Source organism: Mobilibacterium timonense, from assembly GCF_900155555.1.
Taxonomy (GTDB): domain Bacteria; phylum Bacillota; class Clostridia; order Peptostreptococcales; family Anaerovoracaceae; genus Allobaileyella; species Allobaileyella timonense.
The window spans coordinates 154,676-181,356 of the sequence record NZ_FUHN01000007.1 but is presented as its reverse complement, the minus strand read 5'-3'; the positions used below and the strand labels follow the sequence as shown (position 1 = coordinate 181,356).

Here is a 26,681-nt window from a genome sequence, read left to right as displayed (position 1 = left end):
AATCATAACCACCAGTTGAACTGGTGGTTTGTCCTTGCCCTAAAAGGGCCTGTTACTTGCAGGCGTCTTAAGACGCACCGAAATAGACTGCCAACCGCATCTCTATTTTCCGGCTGCGCCTAAGGGCGCTTTTTATTATGCCTTCGTATTCTTGCTACCCGTGAACGGGTCTATGTACTCCTTCAATGTTAATTGATCATTTGCGATATCTTCTTGCAGTTGGTTTCGTATGTATTCTGCGATTGCCTTTTTGTTTCTGCCAACTGTATCGACATAATAGCCACGGCACCAGAAATGCCTGTTCCCATACCGATATTTCATATTCGCATGTCTGTCGAATATCATCAGTGAGCTTTTTCCCTTCAGATATCCCATCACTTGCGATACGCTGTATTTTGGCGGAATTGATATCAGCATGTGTACATGATCAGGGCACAACTCCGCTTCTATTATTTCTATGCCTTTCTGATCACACAACTGCCTAAGTATCTTGCCAATATCCTCTTTTATTTTTCCGTAGATAATTTGTCTCCTGTACTTCGGCGCAAACACTACGTGATACTGACACCGCCACTTCGAATGTGTTAAACTATTGATGTCGGTTTTGGTAATATTACCCATCGATTTATTCCTCCTTTGTTACATGAGTGCGGTTGGAAGCCTCATTCATGATATCACAGGAGGTTTTTTCTTGAAGCTAAAGCTTCTTACTCCACCGGCTTAGCCGGTGGTTTTTTTACACTAAAGATCACAACAAAAAAGGCAGCCGCCAGGCAGCTGCCTTTTACTTTGTCATTCATCCAGATCCCCGTGGGCTTCTTTTACCGCCCTGAGGATATCATCCTCCCGGATATCGCTGAGCGCTGGATCACCGCCGGCCTTCAGGCACAGCAGGTACTCGATGTTGCCCTTAGTGCCCTTCACCGGTGAATACGTCACCCCAACTGGAGCAAAGCCGTTTTCTTTTGCATAACCGATCACTTTTTCTACGACCTGGCGGTGAACGGCCGGGTCTCTGACGATGCCGTTCTTTCCGACCTGTTCGCGCCCTGCTTCAAACTGTGGTTTCACCAGACACAGGACCGTGCCCTTTCCGTTCAGCAGCTTCGCGGCCACAGGCAGCATGTGCTTCACTGAAATGAAAGAAACATCGATCGATATCAGCTGTACAGGATCCTGGATAAGAGATGTATCCATATATCTTATGTTGGTCTTTTCCATGCAGACCACTCTGGGATCCACCCTCAGGCTGTAATCAAGCTGACCGTATCCAACGTCAACGGCATAAACTTTCGTTGCCCCGTTCTGGAGCATGCAGTCTGTAAACCCTCCGGTGGAGGCGCCCATGTCCACACATACGCAGCCGGATGGGTCGATCCCGAAGACCTCTATTGCCTTTTCCAGCTTCAGGCCACCACGGCTCACATACGGACACAGCTTTCCCTTTACCTGTACATCCGCATCCTTGTCGAATTTCTGTCCGGCCTTATCCTCTACCATTCCATCTACTGTGACCAGCCCGGCCATGATAGTTCTTTTCGCCTTATCTCTCGAAGGAGACAGACCCCTGTTCACCAGGATCACATCAAGCCTTTCCTTCAAGTCTCTTCATCACTCCTTCTGCTATGTGCTCCGCGTCCATGCCGCACTGGGCCCTCAGCTGAGCTATCGTACCCTGCTCCACGAATTCATCGGGAACAGAAACGCACATGATGTCGTATTTTTCCTGGTAGTTCTCCGCAGTGAACCTCTCGCCAAAGCCTCCGCTGTATACATTGTCCTCGGCGGTGACCACCAGCCTGGTATCTAGATCTTTCCACGAATTGACAAAAGGCTTCACTCTTCCCACGTTCCAGACGCCAACGTCTATGCCGCGGCCTCTCAGGAGGCTTGCGGCCTCTAGACATGGATCGAGCATGGCACCTACAGCCAGCAGAGTCACGTCTTTTCCAGTGGTGAGCTGGATGTTGTTTCCGGTAAAGGCCTTGATCCTCAGGTGGTCTCCCTCGGAAGAACCCCTCGGATACCTTATGGCCACAGGGCCTGAACACTTGTGGACAGCGTATTCCAGCATCTCCTCCAGCTGGTTGCCGTCCGCCGGACAAAGGATCTCCATGCCGGGAACTGAACCGAGATAAGACAGGTCGAACACACCGTGATGTGTCTCACCATCTGCTCCCACCAGGCCAGCGCGATCCACCGCAAAAATCACGTGGAGTCCCTGGAGGCATACATCCTCCACGATCTGGTCGTACGCCCTCTGAAGGAAGGAGGAATAGATGGCACACACGGGGGTCATGCCGCCCTTTGCCAGTCCTGCGGCAAAGACCACTGCCACCTGCTCGGCGATGCCGACATCGAAGAACCTGTCGGTGTGTTCCTTGTAAAAGGCCCCCAGGCCTGTGGCGGTGCCCATGGCGGCGGTTATCGCCACGATGCTGTCGTCGTCCCTTGCCATTTCGTTCAGCTTCGTACCGAAGACCTTTGAAAAAGAAGGAGCATCGGACTTCGCCAGCACCTCTCCTGTAATCTTGTCGAATGGACCGACTCCGTGGAATTTCCTCGGATATTTTTCAGCAAATGGATATCCCATCCCCTTTCTCGTGGTCACGTGGACGATAGTTGGCCCGTCAATGGAATTGGCCGCAGTGAAAGCCTCTGTGAGCATCTCCAGATCACTTCCATCGATAGGTCCTATGTACTTTATCCCCAGTTCCTCGAAAAACACCGCCTGGTCGCCCAGGATGGAAAACTTTATCCTCTCCTTGGTGTTACTGATGTTGCCGCTTATCCTGTTCCCCAGGACCGGTATGGTATGAAGTGTAGCCTTCACGGCGTTCTTAGCCTTCAGATAATTGTCGGATATCCTGAGCTTGGTCAGGTGTGAGCTGAGTGCACCCACGTTCTTCGCAATGGACATCTCATTGTCGTTGAGGACGATCTTTACATTCAGATGTCTGCTCCCGATGTTGTTCAGTGCCTCGTAGACAAGTCCGCCAGTCATGGAACCATCCCCTATGACGGCCACGACCTGCTCGTGACCACCACGAAGATCCCTGGCGACTGCGTATCCTGCGGCTGCACCTATGGATGTGGAGCTGTGCCCTGTATCATAGGCGTCGTGTTCGCTTTCATAGGATTTCGGGAAGCCGCTGAGGCCCTTGTACTGTCTCAGGGTATCGAACCTGTCGGCCCTTCCCGTTATTATCTTATGAACGTAAGCCTGATGGCCAACATCGAAGATGATCTTGTCCTCAGGGCTGTTATATACTCTGTGAAGTGCTACTGTGAGTTCCACTGCTCCCAGATTGGAAGCAAGGTGACCTCCCGTCCTGGAGACCTTGTCGATCATGAAATCTCTTATCTGCTGGCACAGGTCTTCAAGGTCGTCGTAGTCCTCCTCTTTTACCGCCTTCAGCAGATCGTCGTGCTCAATATCATGGACCATAAAAACCTCCGTAATATAGTGTCTGCTAGTGATCTCTGTCTCTCAGCATCTCCGCCAGCCGGGTGAAGAAATCTGCGTCTTCTCCGTATTTTTCCAAAGCCTTCACCGAATCCTCGGTGAGGGCATCCAGCTCTGCTCTGGCTGCATCCAGGCCGTTGACCAATGCGTAGTTGCACTTTCCTTCTTCAACGTCCTTTCCAATGGATTTCCCCAGAGTCTCAGGATCGCTTTCGATATCCAGGATGTCATCCGATATCTGGAACGCCTTGCCCAGATTTTCAGCGTATCTGTCGAAATCCATGATCACGTTCTTTCCGACTCCGGCTATGCGAAGGCCGGCGATGACAGGCGCCCTGAGAAGCGCTCCCGTCTTGTTCGCCTCGATGAAATCTATGATGTGAGAGTCCGCGTCATCGGAGAGGCTCTTCACATCAGCCACCTGGCCGGCGATCATGCCGGTGACTCCTGCGGCCTTACAGATGGTTAGTGCCGCTCTGACGCAGTTCATCAGCTTTTCGTGGTCGTCAAAGTGGAGCGTTAAGTTGCGCATCATGACTTCCATGGCCGTATTGAGAAGAGCGTCTCCCGCCAGGATGGCCATGTCTTCACCAAAGGCCTTGTGATTGGTCGGCTTGCCACGGCGCAGATCGTCGTTGTCCATGGCAGGAAGATCGTCGTGAATAAGTGAATAAGTGTGAATGTACTCGATGGCAACAGCATACGGAAGAGCCTCCCTGTAGTCTGCACCACCAAACTCACATGCCGCCAGCAGCATGACAGGTCTTATCCTCTTTCCGCCCGCCTCCAGGCTATAGGCCATGGCCTCTCTGAGCACCCCGACTCTCGGATCCATGGTAGGAAAGTAATCCAGGAGATGGCTCTCCAGGAGCTCTCTGTATTCTTCATATGTTCTTGTCATTTCTCATCCCCTCATCAAATACTTCTATTTGCTGCTCCGCCTTGTCCAGCATGGTGGAGCAGAATTCGGCCTCCTTCATTCCCTTTCTGTACAGCTCCATGGCCTCCTCCAGAGTTACAGACGGTCTGCTTATCTCTGCTGCGGCCTGTCTGAGTCCCGTGAGCGCCTGAGTGAATGTCTTCTCTCCGCTGCCGTTACTACCGTTCTGATCCATCTGTCTCCTCCTGTTCACCTTCCTGTTCGTGTACAGATCCGGCTGTGGCTGTCATCCAGCCTCCGCTCATGATTATCTCATATTCTCTTCCGGAATTCACCTGAGATACGTGTGTTATCACTTTGCCATCGCCATCCTTCACGGCGGCGTATCCTTTTTTCATTATGTTCCGTGGATCGTTCTCCCTGAGCAGGAGCACGGACTTTTCTACCTCTAGGCGAAGCTCCCTCAGCCGTGACTCCATTCCCGACCTAAGGAGCCTGGTGCTGTCCTCCAGGGATCTTTTTTCAACTCCCATCCGGTTTCGTATGGTGTCCCCAAGAATTCGGGTCCTGTCCATTATCTCTTCCCTGAGTTCAAAAGTATCTGTGATCAGCTTGCCGGCCTCCGTCGGTGTCTTCGCGCAGACGTCTGCCGTAAAATCGCATATGGAAACGTCTTCGGTGTGTCCCACAGCGGATATCACAGGTATCTGCGAGTCGTAGACAGCCCTGGCTACGTTCTCGTCGCTGAAGGCAGCAAGGTCTTCGGGAGAACCGCCACCTCGTCCAACGATGAGTATATCTATGACTTTTCCATTTCTGTTCAGCTCGTTGGCCGCCTCTATGTTCCTGATGATGGAAGCCGGTGCCTTCGGGCCCTGGACTATAGTTGGAAAGATCAGCAGATCCACATAGTCGTTTCTCTGGAGGATGGTCTTGCGTATGTCGTCTATGGCCATCCCCGTATCTGAAGTGATGATGCCTATGCGCCTGGGAAAAAAAGGCAGCGGTCTCTTGTGGGCTTCGTCGAAAAGGCCTTCCGATTCGAGGAGCCTCCTGACCCTGTTGAACTCGGCCATCAGCGCCCCTTCGCCTCTGGCCTCCACCCTTCTGACACTGAGGGAATAGCTGCCTCCCTTAGCATATGGACTGATGTCGGCGATTACTACGACCTTGCGCCCGTTTTCCAGCAGAGTCTCGTCGATCTTCGCCCGCTGGCTCCTCCAGATGGCGCAGCGGATGATGCTCTCGCTGTCCTTGAGGGAAAAGTATATGTGTCCTCCCCCCTGGCTCAGCCCGGATATCTCCCCCTCCACCGGCATGTTCCGGAGGTTGTAGTCAGTCCGAAGCTTGTTTGCTATGTAATTGTTTACCTGTGAAACCGTTATCGGATCCATTGTCTGCTCCATTTAATATTCTGTCTGCCGCCCGGAGGATCGCACCCTCCTGAGGTCATGTCTGTTCAGTGCCTCATGAACTCCAGGAGACTGCCCGCCTCGGATGGTCGACCGGACTGAAACGCCCTCATTCCAAGCCCTGCAATGCCAACAGCGTTATCACCGGACAGCTGTGGAGATCCCCATGAAATCTCGTGGCCTTCAACTAAGACATTCTTTCTCAGATAAAGACTGGCGGCGACCCCTCCTGCCATCACTGTCATATCGGTGCCGTATTTACCCGAAAGATACAGTGACTCTTCTTTCAGGAGTTCTGACAGCATGCAAAACATCCCCGGCACGATCGACACATCATCCGGGGTTATCATTTTTCTGATCTGGGTCTCCTGCCCTGAAAGGTTGAACCAACCGTCATCCGTTTTGACCCTGGATGGCATTTCCTTTACTGACTCGCTGAGCGCCAGATCATCCAGATACCTTCCTGCGGGAAACGAAAATCCCGCCTGGACACCTGCCCTGTCAAGGAGCTGGCCTACGCTGATGTCCTTTGTACCGCCGACGATCCCGGCAGAGTAGTGGCAGCCCGTTCTCCTGCAGAGCAGGACCTCTGTAGTCCCTCCCGACAGGTGAAAAAACAGGAATCTCTTTCCTTCTTCAGGCCCCCACAGAGCACCACTGTCTCCGGCACAGCCTATATCCTTCATCGCGGCATGGATATGTCCTTCCTGATGGGAAAAGCCGTATACCGGTATTCCAAGGGCTGTGGAAACGTTGAGCCCGGCCTGCAGTCCCGCCAGGAACACAGGCATGTAGCTTTCCTCAAGATCTCTTGGTCTGAATGAGACCGCCACTCCGGCCACATCGTCTTCATTTGCCAGCGAACCGAAAGCATCCTTCATGTACTCAGGAAGCCTCTGTCCGTGGAGAAAATACGCCTGAGACTGCCGCAGACCGCACTTTCCCTTTTCCACCTCCAGCAGCTCTGACCGCTGAAACACCAGTTGGCCGTCCTCTCGAAGGACCGCCACAGATGTCTTGTAATTTGACGTATCGATACCGAGAATGCAGTTCACAGCTTATCGGCACTCCTTGCCTTCATCGGCTTCGGCGCTGACCTGACGCTCTTTGCTGATCCTGCCCAGCACGCCGTTTACAAAGGCCGGGGACTTGCTGTCCCCGTATTTCTTCGAAAGCTCCACCGCCTCGTTTATGGCGACTGCCTCCGGCACCTCGTCAACGTACACCATCTCGGCTACCGCGACCCTGAGCACGGCGAGATCTGCTTTTCCTATCCTGTCTATCTTCCACTTGTCCAGATGAGCTTCGATAGTCCTGTCTATCTCATCAATGTTCTCTCTTATGGCCTTCAGCACCCTGACTGCCTGTCGGGATCTCAGTATGTCCCTGTCTTCCTCGATTATCTGCTGGTTTTCATAGTCGAAATCGCCGTTCACGCCCATCTGGAAAACCAGCTGCATGGTCTTTTCTCTTGCCTCTTCGATCTTCATTTACTGCTGTTTCCTCTTGTCTATTCCCTCGACGCCTATGTTTATTGCCGAGACCGAAAGTCCCGTATACGCTTCAACGACTTCCTTGACGCTGTTCTGGATGTCAAATGCCATCTGAGGAATGTTGACTCCGTAGTAGGCGATAAGATGGATGTCGATGCTGATCTCGTTGCCGTCTCTGTTCACCTTGATCCCCTGGACATCCGTGTCTCTGCCAAAAATGTTCTTGGCAAAGCTCTCTGTGATACCACCTACAAGGCGGCTCACCCCGTCGAATTTCAGGACCTCGTCGGATACATACTGGAAGATGACCTGGTCTTCTACGCTGACCGTTCCGTTCTCTCCAATAATCTTCTCTTCATCCATCTTATTTCTCCTTCTTTTCTTTCTTTTCCTGATCCTCTGGCTGATAGTCCCTGTCGATGGTGATCTTCAGGCTGTCTATGCGCCTGTCTCTCACGTGGAGGATCTCAAAAAGATACTGTTCATATCTCACCGCAGGATATTTCCTTCGCTCCTTCGGGATCTCTCCCATGAGTTCGATCAGGAATCCTCCGATCGTCTCGTTGTTCTCAGACTCCAGCTCTATGCCGGTCTCCTCGTCCAGGTCGTCCAGATAGACATCGCCATCAACAATGTATGTGTCGTCATCGACCTTCGTGATGATCCTCTCCTCCTGGTCGAACTCGTCGTCGATGTCACCCACGATCTGCTCGATGATGTCCTCGACGGACACGATGCCGCTGAAGCCGCCGTATTCATCTATGAGTATGGCTATGTGCTGCTTCGTCCGCTGAAGCTCCACGAAAAGCGAATCTATGTTCTTTGTCTCAGGCACCAGGTACGGCTCGCGCATGATATCACGTATGTTCACGTTGTCAAATCCCTCGAGACCTCCCTTCAGAAGGTAGTCCTTGATGTGAAGGATACCAACGATGTTGTCCGCGTCGTTGTCGCAGATCGGGATCCTGGAATACCTGAGCTCCATGAGCTGGTCAAAATACTCGTCCTTGTCGTCCTGGAGGTCGATCATGAAAACATCGGTCCTCGGGGTCATTATCTCATAGGCCAGCAGATCGTCAAACTGGAAGATGCTGTCTATCATCTTCCGGCCCTCTTCCTTTATCTCGCCGCTCTCCTGACCCTTGTCCAGCATGGACATGATGCGCGCCTCGGAGAAGTAGGCATCGTCCACATCTGTCTTTTTCCTCATGATAACCAGGAAAAAGTTCGTCACGGCTACCGTGAGTTTTACGAGGGGAAGAGTCACGTAGTACAGGATGCGCTGGTACCCCACAAGCGCCCTGGCGTAGTTCTCGGTGTTCTGGGCGGCAAGCTTCTTCGGCAGAAGGTCTGCAAGTGCCAGGTAGACCAGGAAAAACACCAGTTCCCAAATCAGCCTGTGCCACCAGACGTCTACTCTGGAAAAAAGGGCGATCGTAAACAGCCACATGCTCCCGATGAGCGCCAGGTTACACACTCCTATATCAGCGTAGTGATACTTCGACGGCTTGTCGATAAAGGACAGGATAAGGCTCAGCTTTCTGTTCTCCTCGTCCTCTTCGAGCTTTTCTTTTATTGCATTCCTGTCCAGGTGGTCGAGACTCCTCTTTGCAGCCGATGTGAATCCGTTTATCAGAGCCAGTACGATAATTGCTATTACTGTCACATACAAGGGAAAAGACCCGTCAGATGACATTTCCATCACTGTTCCTTTCTGCTTTTCGATCCCGATATTCGATCGCTGCTTCTTCTAGATATATGCTTCGTGCTTACTGTTGTTATTTATTTAATGACTGCCGTGGAAATCCTGCCTGCGGTCACTTTCTCTTCCTGAGTATGAAATCCTCACCGACCCGCCTGTCCAGTCTGAGCTTTACGATCTGTTGAGGATGGGGTGCACTTTCTATCTCATTTCCCTCCTCATCGTACATTTCCTCTACGTGCTGGGTAAAGAACGGGGTCCGCGGTCCGAAGATCTCGATGTCATCACCAACAGAGAACTTGTTTCTCTGTTCTATTATTGTGAGGCCGGTCTCCTCTTCGTATCCGGTCACGACTCCCACAAAAGAATAGTCTCTGATGTACTCGCTGGACTGATAGCTCTGATCGTCGCTCCCCGGCCTGTTGAAGTAAAAGCCGTGGGTGAACTCCCTGTGGCTGGCCTTGCACAGCTCATTGAACCACTCCGGGTCATACCTGTAATTTTCAGTGTCTGCAAGATAGGCATCCAGTGCCCTTCTGTATGCAGATACCACTGTAGCCACATAGTAGAAACTCTTCATCCTCCCCTCTATCTTGAAGGACGATACCCCTGCCTGCGCCAGCTGTGGAATGCTGTCCAGCATGCAGAGATCTCTCGAGTTCATTATATACGTTCCGTGGTCATCTTCCTCCACCGGATAATATTCTCCAGGGCGCTTTTCCTCCACGATGTGATACTTCCACCTGCAAGGGTGAGTACAGGCACCCAGGTTCGCGTCTCTGCCGGCCATGAAACTGCTCATGAGACATCTTCCGGAATAAGAAATACACATCGCACCGTGGACGAAGCTTTCGATCTCGATGTTTTCCGGTAGATTTTCCCGCATCACTCTTATTTCCGCCAGGCTCATCTCCCTCGCAGCAACTATCCTGCTGACTCCCTGGTCGACCCAGAACTTAGCGGTCATGTAATTGGTCGTATTAGCCTGGGTGCTCAGGTGTATCTCAGCTCCGGGGATCTCGTCCCAGAGCATGGACATTACTCCAGGATCTGATACCAGAAAGGCATCTATCGGAATGTCTCTGATCTCGCGTATGTATTCCCTCAGCTGAGGAAGATGCTGGTTGTGGGGATAGATGTTTATGGTCATGTACCCCCTCGCACCTCTCTCGTGCAGGAAGTCCATGGCCTCCCTTATCTCGGAGACAGAAAGGTTACCGGCGCCGGCCCGAAGGCTGAACATTTCTCCCCCGAAGTATACTGCATCAGCTCCATAGATCACAGCAGTTTTGAGTTTTTCAAGATTTCCGGCGGGAGCCAGAAGTTCTATTTCAGGTTTATTTGTACTGTTATTCATATATGATTCGTGCTTTCCTGTGTTGTAATTATGTCGTATATCGATCTGATAACATTATCAGATCATTCTGGAGAGGGCGAGACCGTCCCCGCAGCTCATGATCACCGTCTCCAGATCAGCCCTGCCACACAGGTATTCGATAAACTCGTGCATCCTCTTTACGTTCGTCCTGTGTCTTCTGTGGCCGTCGTATCCGTCGTCGATGACGGATGCCTTCATGAGAACATTGTCGCACAAGATCACCGATCCCGGCTCCAGGAGCCTCAGGCCCTGATCCAGGAATTCCCTGTAGTGGCTCTTGGCCGCATCTATGAACAGAAAATCGTATGTACCTTCGGATGCACGGGATATGTCCTCGATCCTGGACTCCGTCATGATGTCGGGCTCCCAGTCCGGTTCGTCCACTGCGGTCGGAGCACCGGCGAAGGCTGTCTCCGGATCTTCCTGCACTCTGCGCAGAAGATCTTCAATGACCTTTTCCCGGTCCTCCCTCATGTCCGCCATATATTTGAGTACCTCTCCCCCGTCTCCCTGCACGGCATCGATACGGGAGGCGACACCCATCTGTTCATGGTTGAATCTAGCCTTTTCCCTGACCCTCTCCGATTTTTCTATGGTCGTTATCATGGCATCAGGTAGAAGCTTCGCGAACAGCGCAGAGGAATATCCCCATGCTGTCCCCACTTCCAGGATGCCACTGGGCCTTGTGATGGAAAGAAGGACTCTCAGGAAGTCCTCCGTCTCCGGCAGGATGAGCGGGATCCTCCCCTCCACACACTTATTCCGGAGCTCTTCCAGGTCGTCATCCACTGGCCGGTGAAATGATCTCAGATAATCTGTTATCTTGTCGTTGACTATGTTCATGAATGGTTGTATATACGCCAAATGTCTGACCGCAACAACGGCCAGACACTTATTCTGCGCTTGTTCTTAAGCTAGTTGTTCTTGCTGTCCCTCTTCTCGATGGCCTTGGCATACTTCTCAGTAAGCTTCTGGAACTCATCGTAGTCACTGGTGAACTCATTGGTACCGTCAAGCTTGTAGCTGACGACAAAGTACATGTAGTCAGTGTCATCAGGCCACAGGGCAGCTCTTATAGAGGCCTTGCCCGGGGAACAGATCGGCGCAGGAGGCAGGCCAGTGTGAGTGTAAGTGTTATACGGAGAATCGATCTGGGTGTCCGCATTCGTGAGGATCTCCCTGTGTATTCCCTGCAATCCCAGCACATACTGAACACTGGAGCAGAACTGAAGCGGCATATCAGCTTTCAACCTGTTGTAGATGACGCTGGCCACTTTTCCCCTGTCCTCGTCCACGGCAGCTTCCTTCTCGATGAGGGATGCGATAGTGATCACCTGCTCGGTGGTCAGGCCCATGGATTCAGCCTTCTTCTGGTATCTGGTGTTGTACACCGTCTGGAACTGGTTCAGCATGATGGTCACGATCTGTTCCTCATCAGCACCGACCGGCACCTGATACGTCTCAGGGTACAGGAATCCCTCGAGCCTGTGGGCATCTCCGCTCTTATCGGCAGGGACGAAAGAGAATTTTGAAAAGTCCCCGTTTGCGCAGACATCGAGGAACTTGTCCTTGTCCACGAGCCCCTGATCCGCCAGGAGCTGAGCGGTCTGCTCGACGGTATACCCCTCCGGGATGGTCACTGTAAGAGCCTGGCTCTGTCCGGCTTTAATGACATCGGCTATCTCACTCTTGGTCATGCTCGGAGAAAGAGAGTATATACCCGCCTTGTACTGTCCGTCATATCTCCATATCCTGGAGAGGAACTTGTACTGGCTGACGCTGTTGATAAGCTTCTCCTTCTTGAGAGTCTTTGCAATATCCTCTGTGGAAGAGCCCTGCTGTATAGTCACGTTCTTATACGTCTGATCGCTCCTGTCGACCGGTCTGTTCAGCCCGTAAAGCACGAGACTGATAGCCACCACTATAGCCAGAAGCACAACCAGGACGATAATTGTTTTCTTTACAGTTTTGTTCATTTAAATCCTTTCGTTTCAGATGATCCCGGGAGACAGAAAGACTACTCCTTTGATCTTCCCAGATACTCACCTGTCCTGGTGTCGATCTGGATCTTCTCTCCCTCTTCGATGAAAATAGGGACCTGGATAACTGTTCCGGTCTCTACGGTCGCAGCCTTTGTAACGTTTGTTGCCGTATCTCCCTTTACGCCCGGCTCGGTCTCTGTAACGACCAGGTCAACGAAGTTAGGAGCCTCTACGTCAAAGGCGTTGTCCTTGTAGAACTTTACGGTAGCAGTATCGTTCTCTCTGATGTACTTGATAGCGTTCTCAACCAGGTCATATGTCAGAGGGATCTGATCATATGTCTCTGTATCCATGAAGTAATACAGCTCACCATCGCTGTAGAGATACTGCATCTGCTTTGTCTCGATCCTTGCTGTCTCGAACTTGTCGTTAGGGTTGAATGCCTCCTCGCGTGTAGCTCCTGTGAGGATGTTTCTGTATTTTGTCCTGACGAAAGCAGCGCCCTTACCCGGCTTTACGTGCTGGAAGTCAAGTACTACATGTGGCTCGCCGTTCATCTCAAAGGTCATACCCTTTCTGAAATCTCCTGCTGTGATCATCTGTCTCTCTCCTTAATCGATCGTCTTCTAATGGAATAACGTGTCAAATATTTCTGTCAATGCCGCCGGAAAGCGGCACATTCGTTACATGCCTGGCATTTTATTACCCACAGCCTCTGCTAGTATATCATAAACGTCCTTCATCATCACAGAAAATCTGGTGAGAGACTGTATATACCCTGCAGCCTGCGGCTTCGTCATCATCATGGCAGTCAGGCTCTGAAGCTGGCTGAGCATGTCCTGATCGAGCTCGCCGCCCTGCGCCTGCCTGAGCTGGATCTGCATCTGGAGAGACTCCATCTGCTTCACCATCTCCACGAGCTGAGGATCGCTTTCGATGCCTTTCCTGGCCTCATCGAACTCCTTGAATTCTCCGCTTTCCTTTATGGCTCTCGCCAGGTCGTGAGCTTCCTCGTATACGTTCATGTGGACCTCCTATACATACAGGATCACAGGAAGGATCACAGGATTCCTCCTGGTCTTCTTGAAAATGAAGGAACGCATGGCGTCCTTCAGCGCGCCCTTAAGGGTCTGAAGATCCTTAGCTTCATTTCTGCTAAGTCCGTCCATGGCATTATAGACGACCTTTGTGGCCTCTTCAATAAGAGGGCCGTTTTCTTTAACATAAATGAAGCCTCTCGTGATGAGCTCCGGCGGTGCCATAAGCTCTCCCGTTCTGCTGTTCACAGCGGCTGAGATAACTATGAGTCCAGCCTCCGACAGCTGTTTCCTGTCTCTCAGGACCACATTTCCCACATCGCCGATGCCGTATCCATCCACCAGAACGTCCTCTGCAGGCGCGTACTTAGGTTCCATTTTTGCCTGCTTGTTCCTGATGACGAGAGAGTCTCCGTTGCTGAGGATGAACACGTTACCCTTGTTCATCCCGAGATCCTCTGCGAGCTGCGCATGCTCTACCAGGTGCCTGTACTCTCCGTGTGCGGGGATGAAATACTTCGGCCTCACAAGGGAGTGCATGAGCTTGAGTTCCTCTTTGCACGCGTGTCCGGAAACGTGGATATCCACGGAATCCGACTGGAATACCTGCACGTGTTTCTCAAAGAGCTTGTTGACCACGTTGGTGATGGTCTTCTCGTTGCCCGGTATAGGGCTGGAGGAAAAGACCACGACGTCTCCCTTTTTCAGTTTGACCGCCTTGTGGTTGTCGTTGGCCATCCTGGTCAGCGCGGACATCGGCTCTCCCTGGCTTCCTGTGGTCACGATGGTGAGCCTGCTGTCAGGGATGTTGTTTATCCTCCTGATATCCACGAATGCCGTCTCCGGTACATCCAGATATCCCAGCTCTCTGGCGAGCCTTACACACTTTTCCATGGAACGCCCGGACACGGCGATCTGTCTCCCGTGTTGTATGGACGCCTCCATGAAGTATTTGAGCCTGTAGATGTTCGAAGAGAACGTCGCGATTATTATCCGTTTGTCCGTCCTGTCGAAAATCTGGTTCATCGAGTCGATCACTATCTTCTCCGACGGCGTGTATCCGCTCCTCAGAACGTTGGTGCTGTCGCAAAGCATCACGTCGACACCTTCGTCGCCCAGCTCCGCAAGCCTGCTGAGATTTATCCTCTTTCCGTCGAGAGGGGTGTAATCCACCTTGAAATCTCCCGTGTGGAGCACGTGTCCTCCATCGCATTTTATAGAAAAGGCCATGGAATCAGGGATGCTGTGGTTCGTCCTCACGGCCTCGACCGTGAAGCATCCTAGCGTGAGCACGTCTCCTGCCTGTATTGGATGGAGATCCGCCTTCATGTTGTGCTCGGCCAGCTTGTTTTCGATGAGGCCGCAGGCCAGAGCCGACCCGTAGATAGGCACATTGATCTCCTTCAGGAGATATGGGACGCCTCCGATATGGTCCTCGTGTCCGTGGGTTATCAGCAGGCCCTTGATCTTGCTCGCATTCTCCCTGATGTAGGTGAAATCCGGGATGACTACATCGATCCCGAACATTTCGTCCTCAGGGAACGAGAAACCACAATCCACAATGACGATCTGGTTCCTGAACTCGATCAGAGTTATGTTCTTTCCGATCTCCTTCAGCCCGCCAAGAGGGATTATCCTCAGCGGGTCTCCCGACCCCTTCTGCTTTCTCCGCCTCTGCTCAGCGTCGTCCTTGCGCTTCTGCTTGTTGCTCCTGACCCGGTTCTGATCCTGATTCTGCTTCTTCTGGTTCTGCCTTTTATCACCGGTGTTCAGGATATTCTGTTTTGTTTCTTTTAAGTCGCTTTTCTGACTTCCACCCTTTCGGGCTCTTTCCGGGATGGCGTTCTTCCTCCCGGAGGAACGGGATCTTCTCTGATTTTTTCCGGTACCGGCCTGAGCCGGACCGTTTGACTTCCTGGATCCCGTCTTGTTTCTGTCGTTTACTCTTTCCATAAATTCAGGGTACTGGACAAAGGCTCTACTTTACTACAAAGTTCACAAGCTTGCCCGGAATAACGATGCTCTTGACGATGTTCTTGCCTTCGCATCCTGCCTGAACTTTACTGCTGGCCTTTGCCAATTCCTCTAACGTCTCCTTATCTGTGTCTCTAGGAACTACCAGCTTGTCCTTCAGCTTGCCGTTGATCTGGACTATCACCTCGATCTCGTCCAGCACCAGTGCGGACTCGTCATAGTCCGGCCAAGGAGTCTGATATATCCTTTCCTTGTGCCCCATTTCGCTCCACAGTTCTTCTGTGATATGAGGTACGAATGGGTTGAGGATCAGGAGAAGGCAGTTCAGCGCGTGCTCCATGAGAGGCAGGTTTATCTCACCTGACAGCTTGTACTTGTAGAGCTCGTTCACCAGCTCCATGATGGAACTGATGGCAGTGTTGAAACTGTAACGTCCGCCCGCATCCTCTGTAACTTTCTTGATCGTTCCATTGAGGGCGTAGTTCAGAGCCTTGTCTCTATCTCCGTTGATGGTGAACTTCTCACCAGGCTTCTGATTCCCTCTTATATTTACGATGTAATCATATACAAGCCTGTACACCCTGTTCAGGAACCTGTAGCTTCCCTCTACTCCTGAATCGGACCAGTCCAGCTCCTTTTCAGGCGGGGCAGCGAACAGGATAAACAGTCTTGCTGTATCTGAACCATAGCGCTGCTGTATTTCTTCCGGGCTTACAACATTGCCAAGGGACTTAGACATCTTTGCTCCGTCCTTGATGACCATGCCCTGTGTGAGCAGGTTCCTGAACGGTTCTTCTGCGTCCACGAGTCCAAGATCGTGGAGCACCATCTGGAAAAATCTGGAGTACAGCAGGTGGAGTATCGCATGCTCCACGCCTCCGATGTACTGGTCCACATTCATCCAGTAGTCGGCCTTTTCCTTGTCAAAAGGCTTCTCCGTGTTGTGAGGATCGCAGTATCTCAGGAAGTACCAGGAGGAATCCAGGAACGTGTCCATGGTGTCTATCTCCCTTCTGGCCGGTCTTCCGCAGTGCGGACAAACGGTGTTCTGGAACTCTGCGCTGGTGGTGAGAGGTGAATCTCCCTTTCCTGTGAACTCCACGTCCAGAGGAAGTCTGATAGGGAGGTTTTCCTCCTTCTCAGGTACCCAGCCGCACTCCTCACAATAGACCATAGGAATAGGGCATCCCCAGTATCTCTGGCGGGAGATGAGCCAGTCTCTCAGCTTGTAGTTGACCTGCTCTCCTCCTATCCCTTTTTCCTGGAACTCTCTTGTGATGGCCTTGATGGCCTCCTTGTTGTTCATTCCGTCATACTTTCCGGAATTGATCATTGTACCCTCTGCAGGTGTTGCCTCTGTCATGTTGTTGAGGTCAACATCTGGATCGTGGGTGTCGATGACAGGAATTATCTCCAGATCGAATTTCTTCGCAAAATCGAAGTCTCTCTGGTCGTGGGCAGGCACGCCCATGATGGCTCCTGTTCCGTAATCCATCATTACGTAGTCTGAAATGAAGATCGGGATCTCTTTTCCGTTTACAGGGTTCACGCAGTAGCTGCCGATGAACACACCTGTCTTTTCCTTGGAAAGAGAAGTCCTCTCGATCTCGGACTTGTGCGCGCACTCCTCGATGTACGCCCGCGCAGGGGCTTCGTATTCTGTGCCCTTTACCAGCTCCTCTACATACGGGTGTTCAGGAGCGAGTACCATGAAGGTGACGCCATAGATGGTGTCAGGCCTGGTAGTGTAGATAGAAAGCTTCTTGTCGAAGTTCTTGATCTCAAGCTCCAGCTCTGCACCGGTGGATCTGCCGATCCAGTTTTTCTGCATCATCTTTACCTTGTCAGGCCAGCCCGGGAGATCGTCCAGGTTCTCCAGGAGCCTGTCGGCGTACTCTGTGATCTTGAGATACCACTGAGAAAGATGTTTCTTCGTTACAGGAGTGTGACATCTCTCACAGCATCCGTCCACGACCTGCTCATTTGCCAGAACGGTCTGGCAGCTCGGACACCAGTTGACTGAGCTGTTTCTCTTCTCTGCCAGTCCCTTGTTGTAGAACTGGATGAAGAGCCACTGCATCCACTTGTAATAATCTTCCTTGCAGGTGGCCACCTCTCTGTCCCAGTCATAGCTGAATCCCAGTGATTTCAGCTGTCTTCTCATCTCTGCTATATTGGAGTCCGTCCACTCTGCCGGTGGGATGTTGTGCTTGATAGCTGCATTTTCTGCAGGGAGACCGAAGGAATCCCAGCCCATGACGTGGAGAACGTTGTACCCTTTCATCCTCTTGAACCTGGCTATCACGTCTCCTATGGAGTAGTTTCTCACGTGGCCCATGTGGAGCTTGCCAGACGGATATGGGAACATCTCCAGATCATAGAACTTTTCTTTAGTGTGATCCTCGCTTGTCTCGAAGGCCTTCTCGTCCTCCCAGATCTTTTGCCATTTTTCTTCTATGGACTTGAAATCGTATCTTTCCTTCATCGTTTCTCCTCTACTCTATCTCCACGGACGGGCAGTCGCTCCAGATCTTGTCTATCGAATACTTTTCCCTGGTCTCTCCGGTGAACACGTTGATGATGATGTCCCCCAGATCCAGGAGCATCCAGCCGCTTCCGCCCCGGCCTTCAATACCCTTTACAGTCAGTCCCAGCTTCACTGCGGCATCCTCTGCACTGTCGCCCAGCGCCCCAAGCTGCCTCTCAGATGACGCAGTAACGTTTATCATGTAATCCGCGAAGCTGGACTTTTCTCCTATGTCGATCACGACGATGTCCCTCCCCTTGCGGTCTGAAAGCTCCTTAGCGATCTTTACTGCTGCTTCCTTGATCTCCATCAGCAACTATCTCCTTTGTAACTTCTCTTTGATGTACTTTCTCGCCTCTGGCGTATCCGGGTCCAGGACCCTGTTGCGGCCGGTTATGCTCTCTATACAGAAATCCAGGATCTCCAGGCACGCTTCGTCTATGTTGTACCTGGCCAGGTGTCTCAATCGTCTGACACCTTCGTACGTCCTGCTCGCCTCAACTGCGTCAGCAACATAGATTATCTCCTCGAGCATGGACATACCGTATCTTCCGGTGGTGTGATACGAGACCGCATTGAGAATGTCCTCATCGTCAACTCCGAAGTCTCTGGCAAGGATACGCTTACCTATCTTGGAATGTGCCAGAGACTGGTTGTTCCAGTACCACAGGGACATTCCAAAGTCACGTATCTGCCTGTTCATCTCCTCAACAGAGTAGCACTTGGCGATATCGTGGACAAGCCCTGCGTAATAAGCCTTTTCCTGGTCAACACCGTAAATGGAAGCGAGCTTCACAGCCTCCTTCGCGACACCCAGGGAGTGGTTGTATCTCTTTGGCGTCAGGGTCTTCTCCAGATATTCTTTAATTTCGTCAGTCTTTGTATAGTCCATTTTCCTCAATATATTCCTTCACCTCGGGGGGAATGAGATCCTCGTTCATCCCTGCGCTGATCTCTCTCCTGATCTCATGAGAGGATACGTCCACAGGATCCAGCGGCACGAAATCGACCTGGCCGCCGTACTTCGCATGATACTCAGAAGCCTTTTCCCTGGCCTTCTCCATTGATGTACCTGGCCGATCACCGGTTATCATGCGATAGTTCCTGATGATGTCTGTCCCGTGGTACCAGGTGTCGAGGGTCATGAGAGAATCAAGGCCCAGGATAAAGCAGATATCCTTCCCGCAGATGCCTGCGAAGTGGTTCAGGGTGTCCCAGGTGTAGCATGGTCTGTCCATACGTATCTCGTAGTCGGACAACCGGAAGCTCCTGTGTCTGCCAAGTATCAGGCGGATCATCTCGCACCGCATCTCTCCCGGCGTGACCTTTGTGTCCCGTTTAAATGGAGAAATGTAATTGGGAACGAATATCACCTGATCAAGCGACAGACACTCCGCCGCCTGCCTGGCAAGATTGATGTGCCCCTCGTGCACAGGATCGAAGGTCCCTCCGAAAATCGCCGTCTTCACCTTTTACTTACCGTCTCCATCTCTCAGGCAGAGTCCCAGCTCATCCAGCTGTGCTGCGTCTGCCTTGCCAGGCGCCTCGCAGACGAGACACTCTGCGTTCTGATTCTTTGGAAAAGCTATGACCTCTCTTATGCTGCTCTCGCCCAGAAGGAGCATGACGAGCCTGTCAAGACCGTATGCGAGTCCAGCGTGAGGCGGTGCTCCATATTTGAACGCCTCTATCAGGAATCCGAACTTTTCCTGGCACTCCTGGTCGGAGAGGCCCAGGGTCTCGAACATCCTTTTCTGGAGCTTTCTGTCGTGGATACGGATGGATCCGCCACCCAGCTCTACTCCGTTGAGCACGATGTCATAGGCGTCGGCCTCGAGGCCGAGGATATCTCCCTCGTCCAGCTTGTGTAACTGGTCCAGCTTAGGCTGTGTGAAAGGATGGTGCATAGCCTTGATGTTCCCCTCGTCGTCCTCCTCGAACATAGGGAAGTCCACCACCCAGAGGAACTTGAACTCGTTGTCGTCCAGCAGTCCCATCTCTCCGGCGATGCGCCTCCTCAGGAAGCCCAGCGTGGCGAATACCACCTTCGGACGGTCGCTGGCGATGAAGATGATGTCTCCGTTTTCAGCTCCCATCCTGTCGGCGATCCTGCCAAGCTCTTCATCGGAGAAGAACTTGCTTACAGAGGACTTGAAACCTCCCTCTTCCTTGCGGATCCAGACGAGGCCCTTGGCACCGTAATGTTTGCACTCCTCGGTGAGCTTGTCTACCTTTTTCCTGGAATACACCGAAGAGCCTCCCGTGATGCAGATGGCCCTGATATCTCCCCCGCTTTCAACTACGTTCCTGAACACAGGGAACTCTGATCCCTCTACCAGATCCTTGATGTCGACAAGCTCGAAACCGAATCTCGTATCAGGCTTATCCGAGCCGTATCTCTCCATGGCCTCCTGGTATCTCATCCTCGGGAACGGAGTCTCTATGTCTATCCCCTTGACTTCCTTCATCAGCCTCTTGAGGAATCCCTCCTGGATGGCGATGACATCGTCGGTGTCAACGAAGGACATCTCCAGGTCTATCTGGGTGAACTCGGGCTGTCTGTCGGCCCTCAGATCCTCGTCTCTGAAGCACTTCGCGATCTGGAAGTACCTGTCCGTGCCGCCTACCATGAGAAGCTGCTTGAACATCTGCGGAGATTGAGGAAGTGCGTAGAAAGAGCCGGGGTTGACTCTGGAAGGCACGAGGTAGTCTCTCGCTCCTTCAGGTGTCGGCTTGATGAGGTCCGGTGTCTCGACTTCAGTGAAACCGTTCTCGTCGAAATAATCCCTGGCGCACTTCGCCACCCTGTGGCGGAATGTCAGATTCCTCTGCATCTTGTGCTTCCTGAGATCCAGATACCTGTACTTGAGTCGCAGGTTCTCATCTACGTTGTCGTCGTCCTTGATGTAGATCGGAGGGGTGTCGGCCTCTGAATAGATGATGAGGTCTGTTGCAAAGATCTCGATGTCGCCGGTCGGGAGGTTCGGGTTTTTGGAGCTCCTCTCTCTGACCGTGCCCTTTATCCCGATGACGAATTCGCTGCGCAGGGATCTTGCCTTGTCCATGATCTCCTGGCTGCAGTCCTCGTTGAAGGTGACCTGTGTGATCCCGGTCTTGTCCCTGATATCCACAAATACCAGGGCTCCGAGGCTCCTCTGCTTCGCCACCCATCCGTTAAGCACTACCTGACTTCCACTGTCCTCGAGCCTGAGCTCGCCGCACATGTGAGTGCGCTTGAAAATTTCTGACATCGATTAACCTTCTCTCCTGATTTTATCTATCAACTGATCCGGGGTGACATTGATCTGCTCTCCAGTCTCCATGTTCTTCAGCGTGAGCTGGCCCGAAGACACCTCGTCGTCTCCGATCACCACCGTGTACGCTGCCCCCAGCTTGTTGGCATATTTCATCTGGCCCTTCAGGTTGCGGCCGTGTACGTCCATGGATGCCCTCACGCCCTGCTTTCTGAGCTTTCCGAGGAGCCCGACGGAGTACATCTTCGCATCTTCACCGATGTAAGCGATGAAGAGTTCCGGAGTCTCCTTACCGCCGAACTGGTGGCCGTTCTGCTCCATCAGAAGAAGCAGACGCTCTTTTCCGAGACCAAATCCAACTCCAGGCATATCCGGTCCGCCTACCTCTTCAATCAGGTGATCGTACCTTCCTCCTCCGCAGACAGTTCCCTGTGCACCGATCTTGTTCGTCACGAATTCGAAGGCCGTCTTCGTATAGTAGTCGAGACCTCGAACGATCCTCTCGTCAACGGTGAAAGGTATGCCCATGGCCGTAAGCAGTTTTTTAATCTCTTCGAAGGACTCTCTGCAGTCGTCGCAGAGGTAGTCCAGCATCACGGGAGCATCCTTTACTATCTCCTGGTCCTCCGGGGACTTGCAGTCCAGGATCCTCATCGGATTGGTCTCGAATCTCGACTTGCACGTGTCGCAGAGCTCGTCCAGGTGAGGCCTCAGAAAATCCTGCAGGGCCTTCTTGTAGACAGGCCTGCACTCTCTGCATCCTACGCTGTTTATCTTCAACTCCAGATCCGTGATCCCCATCCTGGTGAGGAAGTCGTGAGCAAGAGCGATGATCTCGGCGTCGGCCATGACGCTGTGGGTGCCGAATATTTCCACGCCGAACTGGTGGAATTCCCTCATGCGTCCCGCCTGAGGTTTCTCGTATCTGAAGCATGGAGTGTTGTACCAGTACTTCGTAGGCTGGGTCTCGGCGTATTCTCTGCTCTCGATGAATGCCCGAACCGCAGGAGAAGTTCCCTCCGGCTTGAGTGTCATGCTTCTGTGCCCAAGATCCTCAAAGGTGTACATCTCCTTCTGGACTATATCTGTGGTCTCTCCAACTCCTCTGTTAAAGAGATCGGTGCTCTCGAACATAGGCGTTCTGATCTCGCCGAAGCCGTACTCGCTGCATATGCAGGCGAATTCCTTCTCGATATACTGCCATTTTCCGGCATCTCCGGGCATAACGTCTCTGGTCCCTTTAGGTGCTTTCAGTGCCATGATTCCTCCAATCTATCTCATTCAGGATCGGACCCAATCCCGAAATACTCTTCCTTTCTCCTGAGTATCTCCGGGAACCTTTCGCTGTAGATCCTGTAATTGCTTACGTTTGCTATCCTCTCAAGACCGTCTCTCTCCGGGTAGTACACCTTTCCAATGGCGCCGGCCCCCAGAGCTATCACGGTCTGTTTTTCTTCCATGATCCTTATATTGTACAGGGAATGGTGTCCCGGCCTGCACCAGCCCACGTTCTCAAGGCCGCCCATCTGATGCTTCTGGCGGTAGATGTAATACGGACGGTATCCTGCGGAATACAGTATCCTTCCGCCCTCCCGGAGCATCTCACCGGCAACGTCACCCCTTTTCCTGTAATAATCCGGATCCTGGGCTCTGAGCCGTGATCCGTGCTTTACCGAGAGCGTGTGCACCGTTATGTTCTCCGCGCCAAGCGCTATGACCTGACGGAGGCTCTCCGTAAAGTCGGAGACATTTTCCTCAGGCAGACCCGCTATCAGGTCGGAGTTCACGGTAGTGAAACCACTCCCTTCGGTGATCCGGAATGCCTCCCGTATCTGTTCTGCGTCATGCGACCTGCCCATGAGTTCCAGCGTGTGGTCTTTCATGGTCTGCGGATTGATGCTGATCCTGTCCACCATCAGATCTCTCAGCGCTGTGATCTTTTCCTTCGTTATGGTATCCGGCCTGCCGGCCTCCACCGTAAATTCGATGGATCCCGGCGTGATGTCAAATGAACTATAAATTGCCTCGATCAGCCTTGTCAGCTGCTCCGGGTCCAGCGTGGTCGGAGTTCCTCCCCCGATGTACACGGATTCCAGCCTTCGGTGCTGCCTGCTGTAGATGTCCCCCATGAAATCTATCTCTTTGAGAAGATCTCCCAGATACCTTTCGATATCATCCTGAGAGGCAACGTTAGATGCGAAAGCACAGTATGAACACCTGGTCGGACAGAATGGGATCCCCACGTACAGGGAATCGGTCGCCGGATCCGGCGGTGCCACGTTCTCGAGCTGATAACTCAGGATGTCCATGAGGAGGTCAAGCTTTTCCGGGGAAAGAAGGTATTCGCCTCCCATGCGCCTGCGGGTCTCCCGAAGGCATTCGCCTGTACTGAGGCCTTTGCTCTTCTCCTGGTCGTACACCTGGAAGGCAAGCTTCAGTGGCCTGACCCCCGTGAGCGTCCCCCACGGTTGTGTAGTGCCGGTGATCTCCTCGAGTATACCGTACAGCTGTCTCTTTATGGACTCTCTGCTGAGAGAGCCATCCTCGTTTAAAACGCGGCTGTCCCTGCCAAGCAGGGCTGCCATTCCTGGAAAGACTGTAACAGGTATCACCTCGAACTCGCCGTCATCCAGAAAAAGCCTGGCCAGCTCTCCAAAGTGATATTCATTTTCGATGCCGTTTATATAGAATCTATACAAAAAAGTTTTCTCTCTTTTCTTCTCCTATGGTCGTCGCCGGACCGTGTCCCGGATAGACGACCGTGTCGTCCGGAAGGACGTAAAGCTTTTCCCTTATCGCTCTTACAAGCTGGACCGTGCTGCTCTCAGGAAGGTCTGTCCTCCCCACGCTGCGGTAGAAAAGCGTATCTCCGCTGAAAAGTATTTTTCCGGTGTAGATGCACATCCCACCTGGCGTGTGCCCCGGCGTATGGATAAACGTCAGAGTCTCATTACCGAATTCGATCTGATTACCGTCTTCAACGTAGATGTCAGCCTCCTGCTCCAGTTTTCTACCGGTGAATTCCTCAGAATTGTTCATTGATGCGGTGGTGAGCATAGGACGTTCACCCGAGCAGGCGACTATCTTCGCATCAGGATAGTCTCTCCTGAACTCTGGTAGAGCAAAAATGTGATCCGCATGTCCGTGGGTAAGGAGAATGAGAGAGAGCTTTCCGCCTTCTTTCACTGCATCTCTGATGCGGTCCGTGTACGCCCCCGGGTCAACGACCGCGACCAACCCGGATCCCGGATCGCTTACCACATAGGTGTTTTCCATAAAGACTCCATCATCGAAGCCCTTAACTTTTATACTCATATTCCCTGCCCCCTTATTTGACTCATAATAATTATTCGTCTGTTTAAGTCGACTTAGCTCTGAATACCTTGTCTATGCCGCTTATGTTCCTGAAGGCGATGAGAAGCCTGTTCATCTGGTGCGTTCCGGAAATGGAAACGGTGATGGTGACCTTTACGTAGTCGTCTTCGACCGGATTCATGTTAACACCGCAGAGACGTACGTCCATGTCCTCACAGACTTTGGAGATGTCACTGAAAAGTCCTTTTCTGTCCGTGCCCATGATGACGATGTCCGCATAGTACGTCTGGCCTTCCTTAGGAGTCTCCCATTTTACGTCGATGAGCCGTCCCTTTTCGTTTTCCGGAAGGTGAACTATATTCGTACAGTCCGTCCTGTGGACGGTGATGCCACGGCCCTTTGTGATGAAGCCTATGATGTCGTCTCCTGGTACAGGATTACAGCATCTTGCCGTCCTTATCAGGAAGCCGGACTCGTCCTCTGAACCCTTTACAACGATGGCAGGGCCGCTTCCCTGCTCCTTGCGGACGGGCTTCTTTTCCCGGATCTCCTCTTCCTTCTTGATCTCTGCCTTCTCATTATCCTCCAGATAGTAGTCGATAAGCTTTCCGCCTATCTTGGAAAGGGCGGAACCACCGCCAGCGATCTGGGAATAAAGTTCGTTTACATTATTGAGCTTGAGGTCTTTGACCGCCCTCAGCAGATATGAGTTCCTGGCAACGAGCGCAGGGTCATAGCCCTTTTTCTTTATGTAATTGGCTATCACCGTCTTGCCCTTGTCGACAAAATCTCCCTTGTCTGATTTTCTCAGCCAGGTCCTGATCTTAGATCTTGCCTGTGAGCTCTTTACTATGTTGAGCCAGTCTATGCTCGGTCCGCTGGAATTCGCTGATGTGATGACCTCGACGATGTCTCCGTTGGAGAGGGTGTGGTCGATGGTGACCATCTTACCATTTACCTTTGCTCCAACGCATCTCAGGCCTACGTCTGTGTGGATCTTGAAGGCGAAGTCAAGAGGCGTCGATCCGGCAGGAAGGTCCACCACATCTCCCTTAGGGGTGAATACGAAGACCTGATTGTCGAACAGATCCATCTTGAGAGTCTCCAGGAACTCTTTGGAGTTGTCTGTCTCCTTCTGCCATTCCAGAGACTGCCTGAGCCATGCCAGCTTAGCCTCATTGTCGTCCGATTTGCCTGTTCCGGTCTTGCCCTCCTTGTACTTCCAGTGTGCGGCGATTCCGTACTCGGCTATGCGGTGCATCTCATAGGTCCGGATCTGGATCTCAAAAGGATCGCCCTTGTCATCTATCACCGTAGTGTGGAGTGACTGATACATGTTGGGCTTCGGCATGGCGATGTAATCCTTGAACCGCCCCGGGATAGGTATCCATCTGGTATGTACGGCGCCCAGGACCGCATAGCAATCCTTGATCGTAGGCACTATCACTCTGACCGCCGTGAGGTCGAAGATCTCGTCCAGCTGCTTATGCTGCATGACCATCTTCTTGTATATGCTGTACAGAGACTTGCGCCGGCCCATGATATCGTACTCGATGTCGGTCTTATCCAGGATCTTCTTGACCTCCTCGATGAGCCGCCCGACTACCTCGCCGCGCTCTTTCTCCTTTTCCGAGACCTTGATGGACAGATCCTTGTATTCTGCCGGATGCAGATATTTCAGAGCCAGATCCTCCAGCTCGGATTTGATGCTGTAGATACCAAGCCTTCCCGCAAGCGGAGCGTAGATCTCCAGGGTCTCCAGGGACTTTTCCTCCCTCTTCTTCGGGACCATATATTCAAGGGTCCTCATGTTGTGAAGACGGTCTGCAAGCTTTATGATGAGGACTCTTATGTCCTTGGACATCGCCAGGAACATCTTGCGGAAGTTCTCCGCCTGCAGTTCCTCCTTGGAATCATACTTGATGTTGCCCAGCTTTGTGACGCCGTCCACCAGCAGGGCGACTTCCTCGTTGAAGTCCTCAACCAGCTGTTCCCTGGTGTAATCCGTGTCCTCCACCACGTCGTGGAGAAGGCCTCCAACAATGGTCTCGCTGTCCATCCCCAGCTCTGCCAGTATCCTGGCGACCGCGATCGGATGTATGATGTACGGCTCGCCGCTCTTCCTGAACTGTCCCGCATGCTGTTTGCTGGCCAGCTCAAAAGCCTTGACGATCATTGGGTCATCATATTTATAGCTGATCTTCTTGAGATCATTCATGAACTGTTCAGTTGTCAACTCCAGCCCATTACTGCCCATACGC

25 protein-coding genes are annotated in these 26,681 nt (G+C 52.2%); all 25 read right to left on the bottom strand.

Features of this window, described 5'->3' with window-relative positions:
• Positions 1-135: 135 nt before the first annotated feature.
• Positions 136-621, bottom strand: coding sequence for an IS200/IS605 family transposase (gene tnpA / locus BQ7382_RS03805; protein ID WP_077390623.1), 486 nt, complete (start codon positions 619-621; stop codon positions 136-138).
• Between the two features lie 171 nt (positions 622-792).
• Entirely contained in the window at positions 793-1,602 is an 810-nt protein-coding gene (locus tag BQ7382_RS03800; protein WP_077390815.1) for a TlyA family RNA methyltransferase, read from the bottom strand.
• Complete coding sequence (gene dxs, locus BQ7382_RS03795; RefSeq protein ID WP_077390814.1) at positions 1,586-3,448, bottom strand: 1-deoxy-D-xylulose-5-phosphate synthase; 1,863 nt, start codon at positions 3,446-3,448, stop codon at positions 1,586-1,588. Before dxs ends, BQ7382_RS03800 begins: the two co-directional genes overlap by 17 nt.
• Positions 3,449-3,473: 25 nt before the next feature.
• Positions 3,474-4,367 carry a polyprenyl synthetase family protein gene (locus tag BQ7382_RS03790; RefSeq protein ID WP_077390813.1) on the bottom strand — a complete coding sequence of 298 codons (894 nt, stop codon included), beginning with the start codon at positions 4,365-4,367 and terminating at the stop codon, positions 3,474-3,476.
• Positions 4,351-4,581: an exodeoxyribonuclease VII small subunit gene (xseB, locus tag BQ7382_RS03785; RefSeq protein WP_077390812.1), complete on the bottom strand. Its 231-nt coding sequence runs from the start codon at positions 4,579-4,581 to the stop codon at positions 4,351-4,353. Before xseB ends, BQ7382_RS03790 begins: the two co-directional genes overlap by 17 nt.
• Positions 4,565-5,752 carry an exodeoxyribonuclease VII large subunit gene (gene xseA, locus BQ7382_RS03780; RefSeq protein WP_077390811.1) on the bottom strand — a complete coding sequence of 396 codons (1,188 nt, stop codon included), beginning with the start codon at positions 5,750-5,752 and terminating at the stop codon, positions 4,565-4,567. The genes xseB and xseA overlap by 17 nt, the downstream gene beginning before the upstream one ends.
• A 53-nt stretch (positions 5,753-5,805) precedes the next feature.
• Entirely contained in the window at positions 5,806-6,813 is a 1,008-nt protein-coding gene (locus BQ7382_RS03775) for a tRNA (adenosine(37)-N6)-threonylcarbamoyltransferase complex transferase subunit TsaD (RefSeq protein ID WP_077390810.1), read from the bottom strand.
• A gap of 3 nt (positions 6,814-6,816) precedes the next feature.
• On the bottom strand, positions 6,817-7,248 hold the full coding sequence (gene nusB, locus BQ7382_RS03770; RefSeq protein WP_077390809.1) for a transcription antitermination factor NusB: 432 nt from the start codon (positions 7,246-7,248) through the stop codon (positions 6,817-6,819).
• Positions 7,249-7,614, bottom strand: a complete 366-nt coding sequence (locus tag BQ7382_RS03765; protein WP_077390808.1) for an Asp23/Gls24 family envelope stress response protein — start codon at positions 7,612-7,614, stop codon at positions 7,249-7,251.
• A gap of 1 nt (position 7,615) precedes the next feature.
• A complete protein-coding gene (locus BQ7382_RS03760; protein ID WP_235847934.1) occupies positions 7,616-8,917 on the bottom strand; it encodes a hemolysin family protein in 1,302 nt (433 codons plus the stop codon).
• Between the two features lie 151 nt (positions 8,918-9,068).
• Entirely contained in the window at positions 9,069-10,310 is a 1,242-nt protein-coding gene (locus tag BQ7382_RS03755; protein WP_077390807.1) for a peptidase U32 family protein, read from the bottom strand.
• A 57-nt stretch (positions 10,311-10,367) separates the two neighbouring features.
• On the bottom strand, positions 10,368-11,174 hold the full coding sequence (locus tag BQ7382_RS03750; protein WP_077390806.1) for an O-methyltransferase: 807 nt from the start codon (positions 11,172-11,174) through the stop codon (positions 10,368-10,370).
• Between the two features lie 71 nt (positions 11,175-11,245).
• Positions 11,246-12,307 carry an endolytic transglycosylase MltG gene (gene mltG / locus BQ7382_RS03745; RefSeq protein ID WP_077390805.1) on the bottom strand — a complete coding sequence of 354 codons (1,062 nt, stop codon included), beginning with the start codon at positions 12,305-12,307 and terminating at the stop codon, positions 11,246-11,248.
• A 41-nt stretch (positions 12,308-12,348) separates the two neighbouring features.
• Positions 12,349-12,912 (bottom strand): elongation factor P, encoded by a 564-nt coding sequence (gene efp, locus BQ7382_RS03740; RefSeq protein WP_077390804.1) that lies wholly within the window; start codon positions 12,910-12,912, stop codon positions 12,349-12,351.
• Between the two features lie 84 nt (positions 12,913-12,996).
• A complete protein-coding gene (locus tag BQ7382_RS03735) occupies positions 12,997-13,338 on the bottom strand; it encodes a YlbF family regulator (RefSeq protein ID WP_077390803.1) in 342 nt (113 codons plus the stop codon).
• A gap of 9 nt (positions 13,339-13,347) precedes the next feature.
• On the bottom strand, positions 13,348-15,303 hold the full coding sequence (locus tag BQ7382_RS03730; protein WP_077390802.1) for a ribonuclease J: 1,956 nt from the start codon (positions 15,301-15,303) through the stop codon (positions 13,348-13,350).
• A gap of 25 nt (positions 15,304-15,328) precedes the next feature.
• Positions 15,329-17,809, bottom strand: coding sequence for a leucine--tRNA ligase (gene leuS, locus BQ7382_RS03725; protein WP_077390801.1), 2,481 nt, complete (start codon positions 17,807-17,809; stop codon positions 15,329-15,331).
• Positions 17,810-17,819: 10 nt separating this feature from the next.
• A complete protein-coding gene (gene rsfS / locus BQ7382_RS03720) occupies positions 17,820-18,161 on the bottom strand; it encodes a ribosome silencing factor (RefSeq protein WP_077390800.1) in 342 nt (113 codons plus the stop codon).
• Between the two features lie 6 nt (positions 18,162-18,167).
• Positions 18,168-18,743 carry a bis(5'-nucleosyl)-tetraphosphatase (symmetrical) YqeK gene (yqeK, locus tag BQ7382_RS03715; protein ID WP_077390799.1) on the bottom strand — a complete coding sequence of 192 codons (576 nt, stop codon included), beginning with the start codon at positions 18,741-18,743 and terminating at the stop codon, positions 18,168-18,170.
• On the bottom strand, positions 18,724-19,320 hold the full coding sequence (gene nadD, locus BQ7382_RS03710) for a nicotinate (nicotinamide) nucleotide adenylyltransferase (RefSeq protein ID WP_077390798.1): 597 nt from the start codon (positions 19,318-19,320) through the stop codon (positions 18,724-18,726). Before nadD ends, yqeK begins: the two co-directional genes overlap by 20 nt.
• A 3-nt stretch (positions 19,321-19,323) precedes the next feature.
• Positions 19,324-21,102: an aspartate--tRNA ligase gene (gene aspS, locus BQ7382_RS03705; RefSeq protein WP_077390797.1), complete on the bottom strand. Its 1,779-nt coding sequence runs from the start codon at positions 21,100-21,102 to the stop codon at positions 19,324-19,326.
• 3 nt (positions 21,103-21,105) lie between these two features.
• Positions 21,106-22,365 carry a histidine--tRNA ligase gene (gene hisS / locus BQ7382_RS03700; protein WP_077390796.1) on the bottom strand — a complete coding sequence of 420 codons (1,260 nt, stop codon included), beginning with the start codon at positions 22,363-22,365 and terminating at the stop codon, positions 21,106-21,108.
• A 17-nt stretch (positions 22,366-22,382) separates the two neighbouring features.
• The gene (gene hemZ, locus BQ7382_RS03695; protein ID WP_077390795.1) at positions 22,383-23,804 is read right to left on the bottom strand and encodes a coproporphyrinogen dehydrogenase HemZ; all 1,422 of its coding nucleotides are present in this window, start codon (positions 23,802-23,804) and stop codon (positions 22,383-22,385) included.
• Positions 23,797-24,420, bottom strand: coding sequence for an MBL fold metallo-hydrolase (locus BQ7382_RS03690; protein ID WP_235847933.1), 624 nt, complete (start codon positions 24,418-24,420; stop codon positions 23,797-23,799). The genes hemZ and BQ7382_RS03690 overlap by 8 nt, the downstream gene beginning before the upstream one ends.
• A gap of 43 nt (positions 24,421-24,463) precedes the next feature.
• Positions 24,464-26,677, bottom strand: coding sequence for a RelA/SpoT family protein (locus BQ7382_RS03685; protein WP_077390794.1), 2,214 nt, complete (start codon positions 26,675-26,677; stop codon positions 24,464-24,466).
• Between the last annotated feature and the right edge of the window lie 4 nt (positions 26,678-26,681).

What these genes read in the sequence shown, in the direction of transcription:
- tnpA (WP_077390623.1), bottom strand. Translation starts at nt 621, where the DNA reads ATGGGTAATATTACCAAAACCGACATCAATAGTTTAACACATTCGAAG.
- dxs (WP_077390814.1), bottom strand. Translation starts at nt 3,448, where the DNA reads ATGGTCCATGATATTGAGCACGACGATCTGCTGAAGGCGGTAAAAGAG.
- BQ7382_RS03790 (WP_077390813.1), bottom strand. Translation starts at nt 4,367, where the DNA reads ATGACAAGAACATATGAAGAATACAGAGAGCTCCTGGAGAGCCATCTC.
- xseB (WP_077390812.1), bottom strand. Translation starts at nt 4,581, where the DNA reads ATGGATCAGAACGGTAGTAACGGCAGCGGAGAGAAGACATTCACTCAG.
- xseA (WP_077390811.1), bottom strand. Translation starts at nt 5,752, where the DNA reads ATGGAGCAGACAATGGATCCGATAACGGTTTCACAGGTAAACAATTAC.
- nusB (WP_077390809.1), bottom strand. Translation starts at nt 7,248, where the DNA reads ATGAAGATCGAAGAGGCAAGAGAAAAGACCATGCAGCTGGTTTTCCAG.
- BQ7382_RS03765 (WP_077390808.1), bottom strand. Translation starts at nt 7,614, where the DNA reads ATGGATGAAGAGAAGATTATTGGAGAGAACGGAACGGTCAGCGTAGAA.
- BQ7382_RS03755 (WP_077390807.1), bottom strand. Translation starts at nt 10,310, where the DNA reads ATGAATAACAGTACAAATAAACCTGAAATAGAACTTCTGGCTCCCGCC.
- BQ7382_RS03750 (WP_077390806.1), bottom strand. Translation starts at nt 11,174, where the DNA reads ATGAACATAGTCAACGACAAGATAACAGATTATCTGAGATCATTTCAC.
- mltG (WP_077390805.1), bottom strand. Translation starts at nt 12,307, where the DNA reads ATGAACAAAACTGTAAAGAAAACAATTATCGTCCTGGTTGTGCTTCTG.
- efp (WP_077390804.1), bottom strand. Translation starts at nt 12,912, where the DNA reads ATGATCACAGCAGGAGATTTCAGAAAGGGTATGACCTTTGAGATGAAC.
- BQ7382_RS03735 (WP_077390803.1), bottom strand. Translation starts at nt 13,338, where the DNA reads ATGAACGTATACGAGGAAGCTCACGACCTGGCGAGAGCCATAAAGGAA.
- BQ7382_RS03730 (WP_077390802.1), bottom strand. Translation starts at nt 15,303, where the DNA reads ATGGAAAGAGTAAACGACAGAAACAAGACGGGATCCAGGAAGTCAAAC.
- leuS (WP_077390801.1), bottom strand. Translation starts at nt 17,809, where the DNA reads ATGAAGGAAAGATACGATTTCAAGTCCATAGAAGAAAAATGGCAAAAG.
- rsfS (WP_077390800.1), bottom strand. Translation starts at nt 18,161, where the DNA reads ATGGAGATCAAGGAAGCAGCAGTAAAGATCGCTAAGGAGCTTTCAGAC.
- yqeK (WP_077390799.1), bottom strand. Translation starts at nt 18,743, where the DNA reads ATGGACTATACAAAGACTGACGAAATTAAAGAATATCTGGAGAAGACC.
- aspS (WP_077390797.1), bottom strand. Translation starts at nt 21,102, where the DNA reads ATGTCAGAAATTTTCAAGCGCACTCACATGTGCGGCGAGCTCAGGCTC.
- hisS (WP_077390796.1), bottom strand. Translation starts at nt 22,365, where the DNA reads ATGGCACTGAAAGCACCTAAAGGGACCAGAGACGTTATGCCCGGAGAT.
- BQ7382_RS03690 (WP_235847933.1), bottom strand. Translation starts at nt 24,420, where the DNA reads ATGAGTATAAAAGTTAAGGGCTTCGATGATGGAGTCTTTATGGAAAAC.
- BQ7382_RS03685 (WP_077390794.1), bottom strand. Translation starts at nt 26,677, where the DNA reads ATGGGCAGTAATGGGCTGGAGTTGACAACTGAACAGTTCATGAATGAT.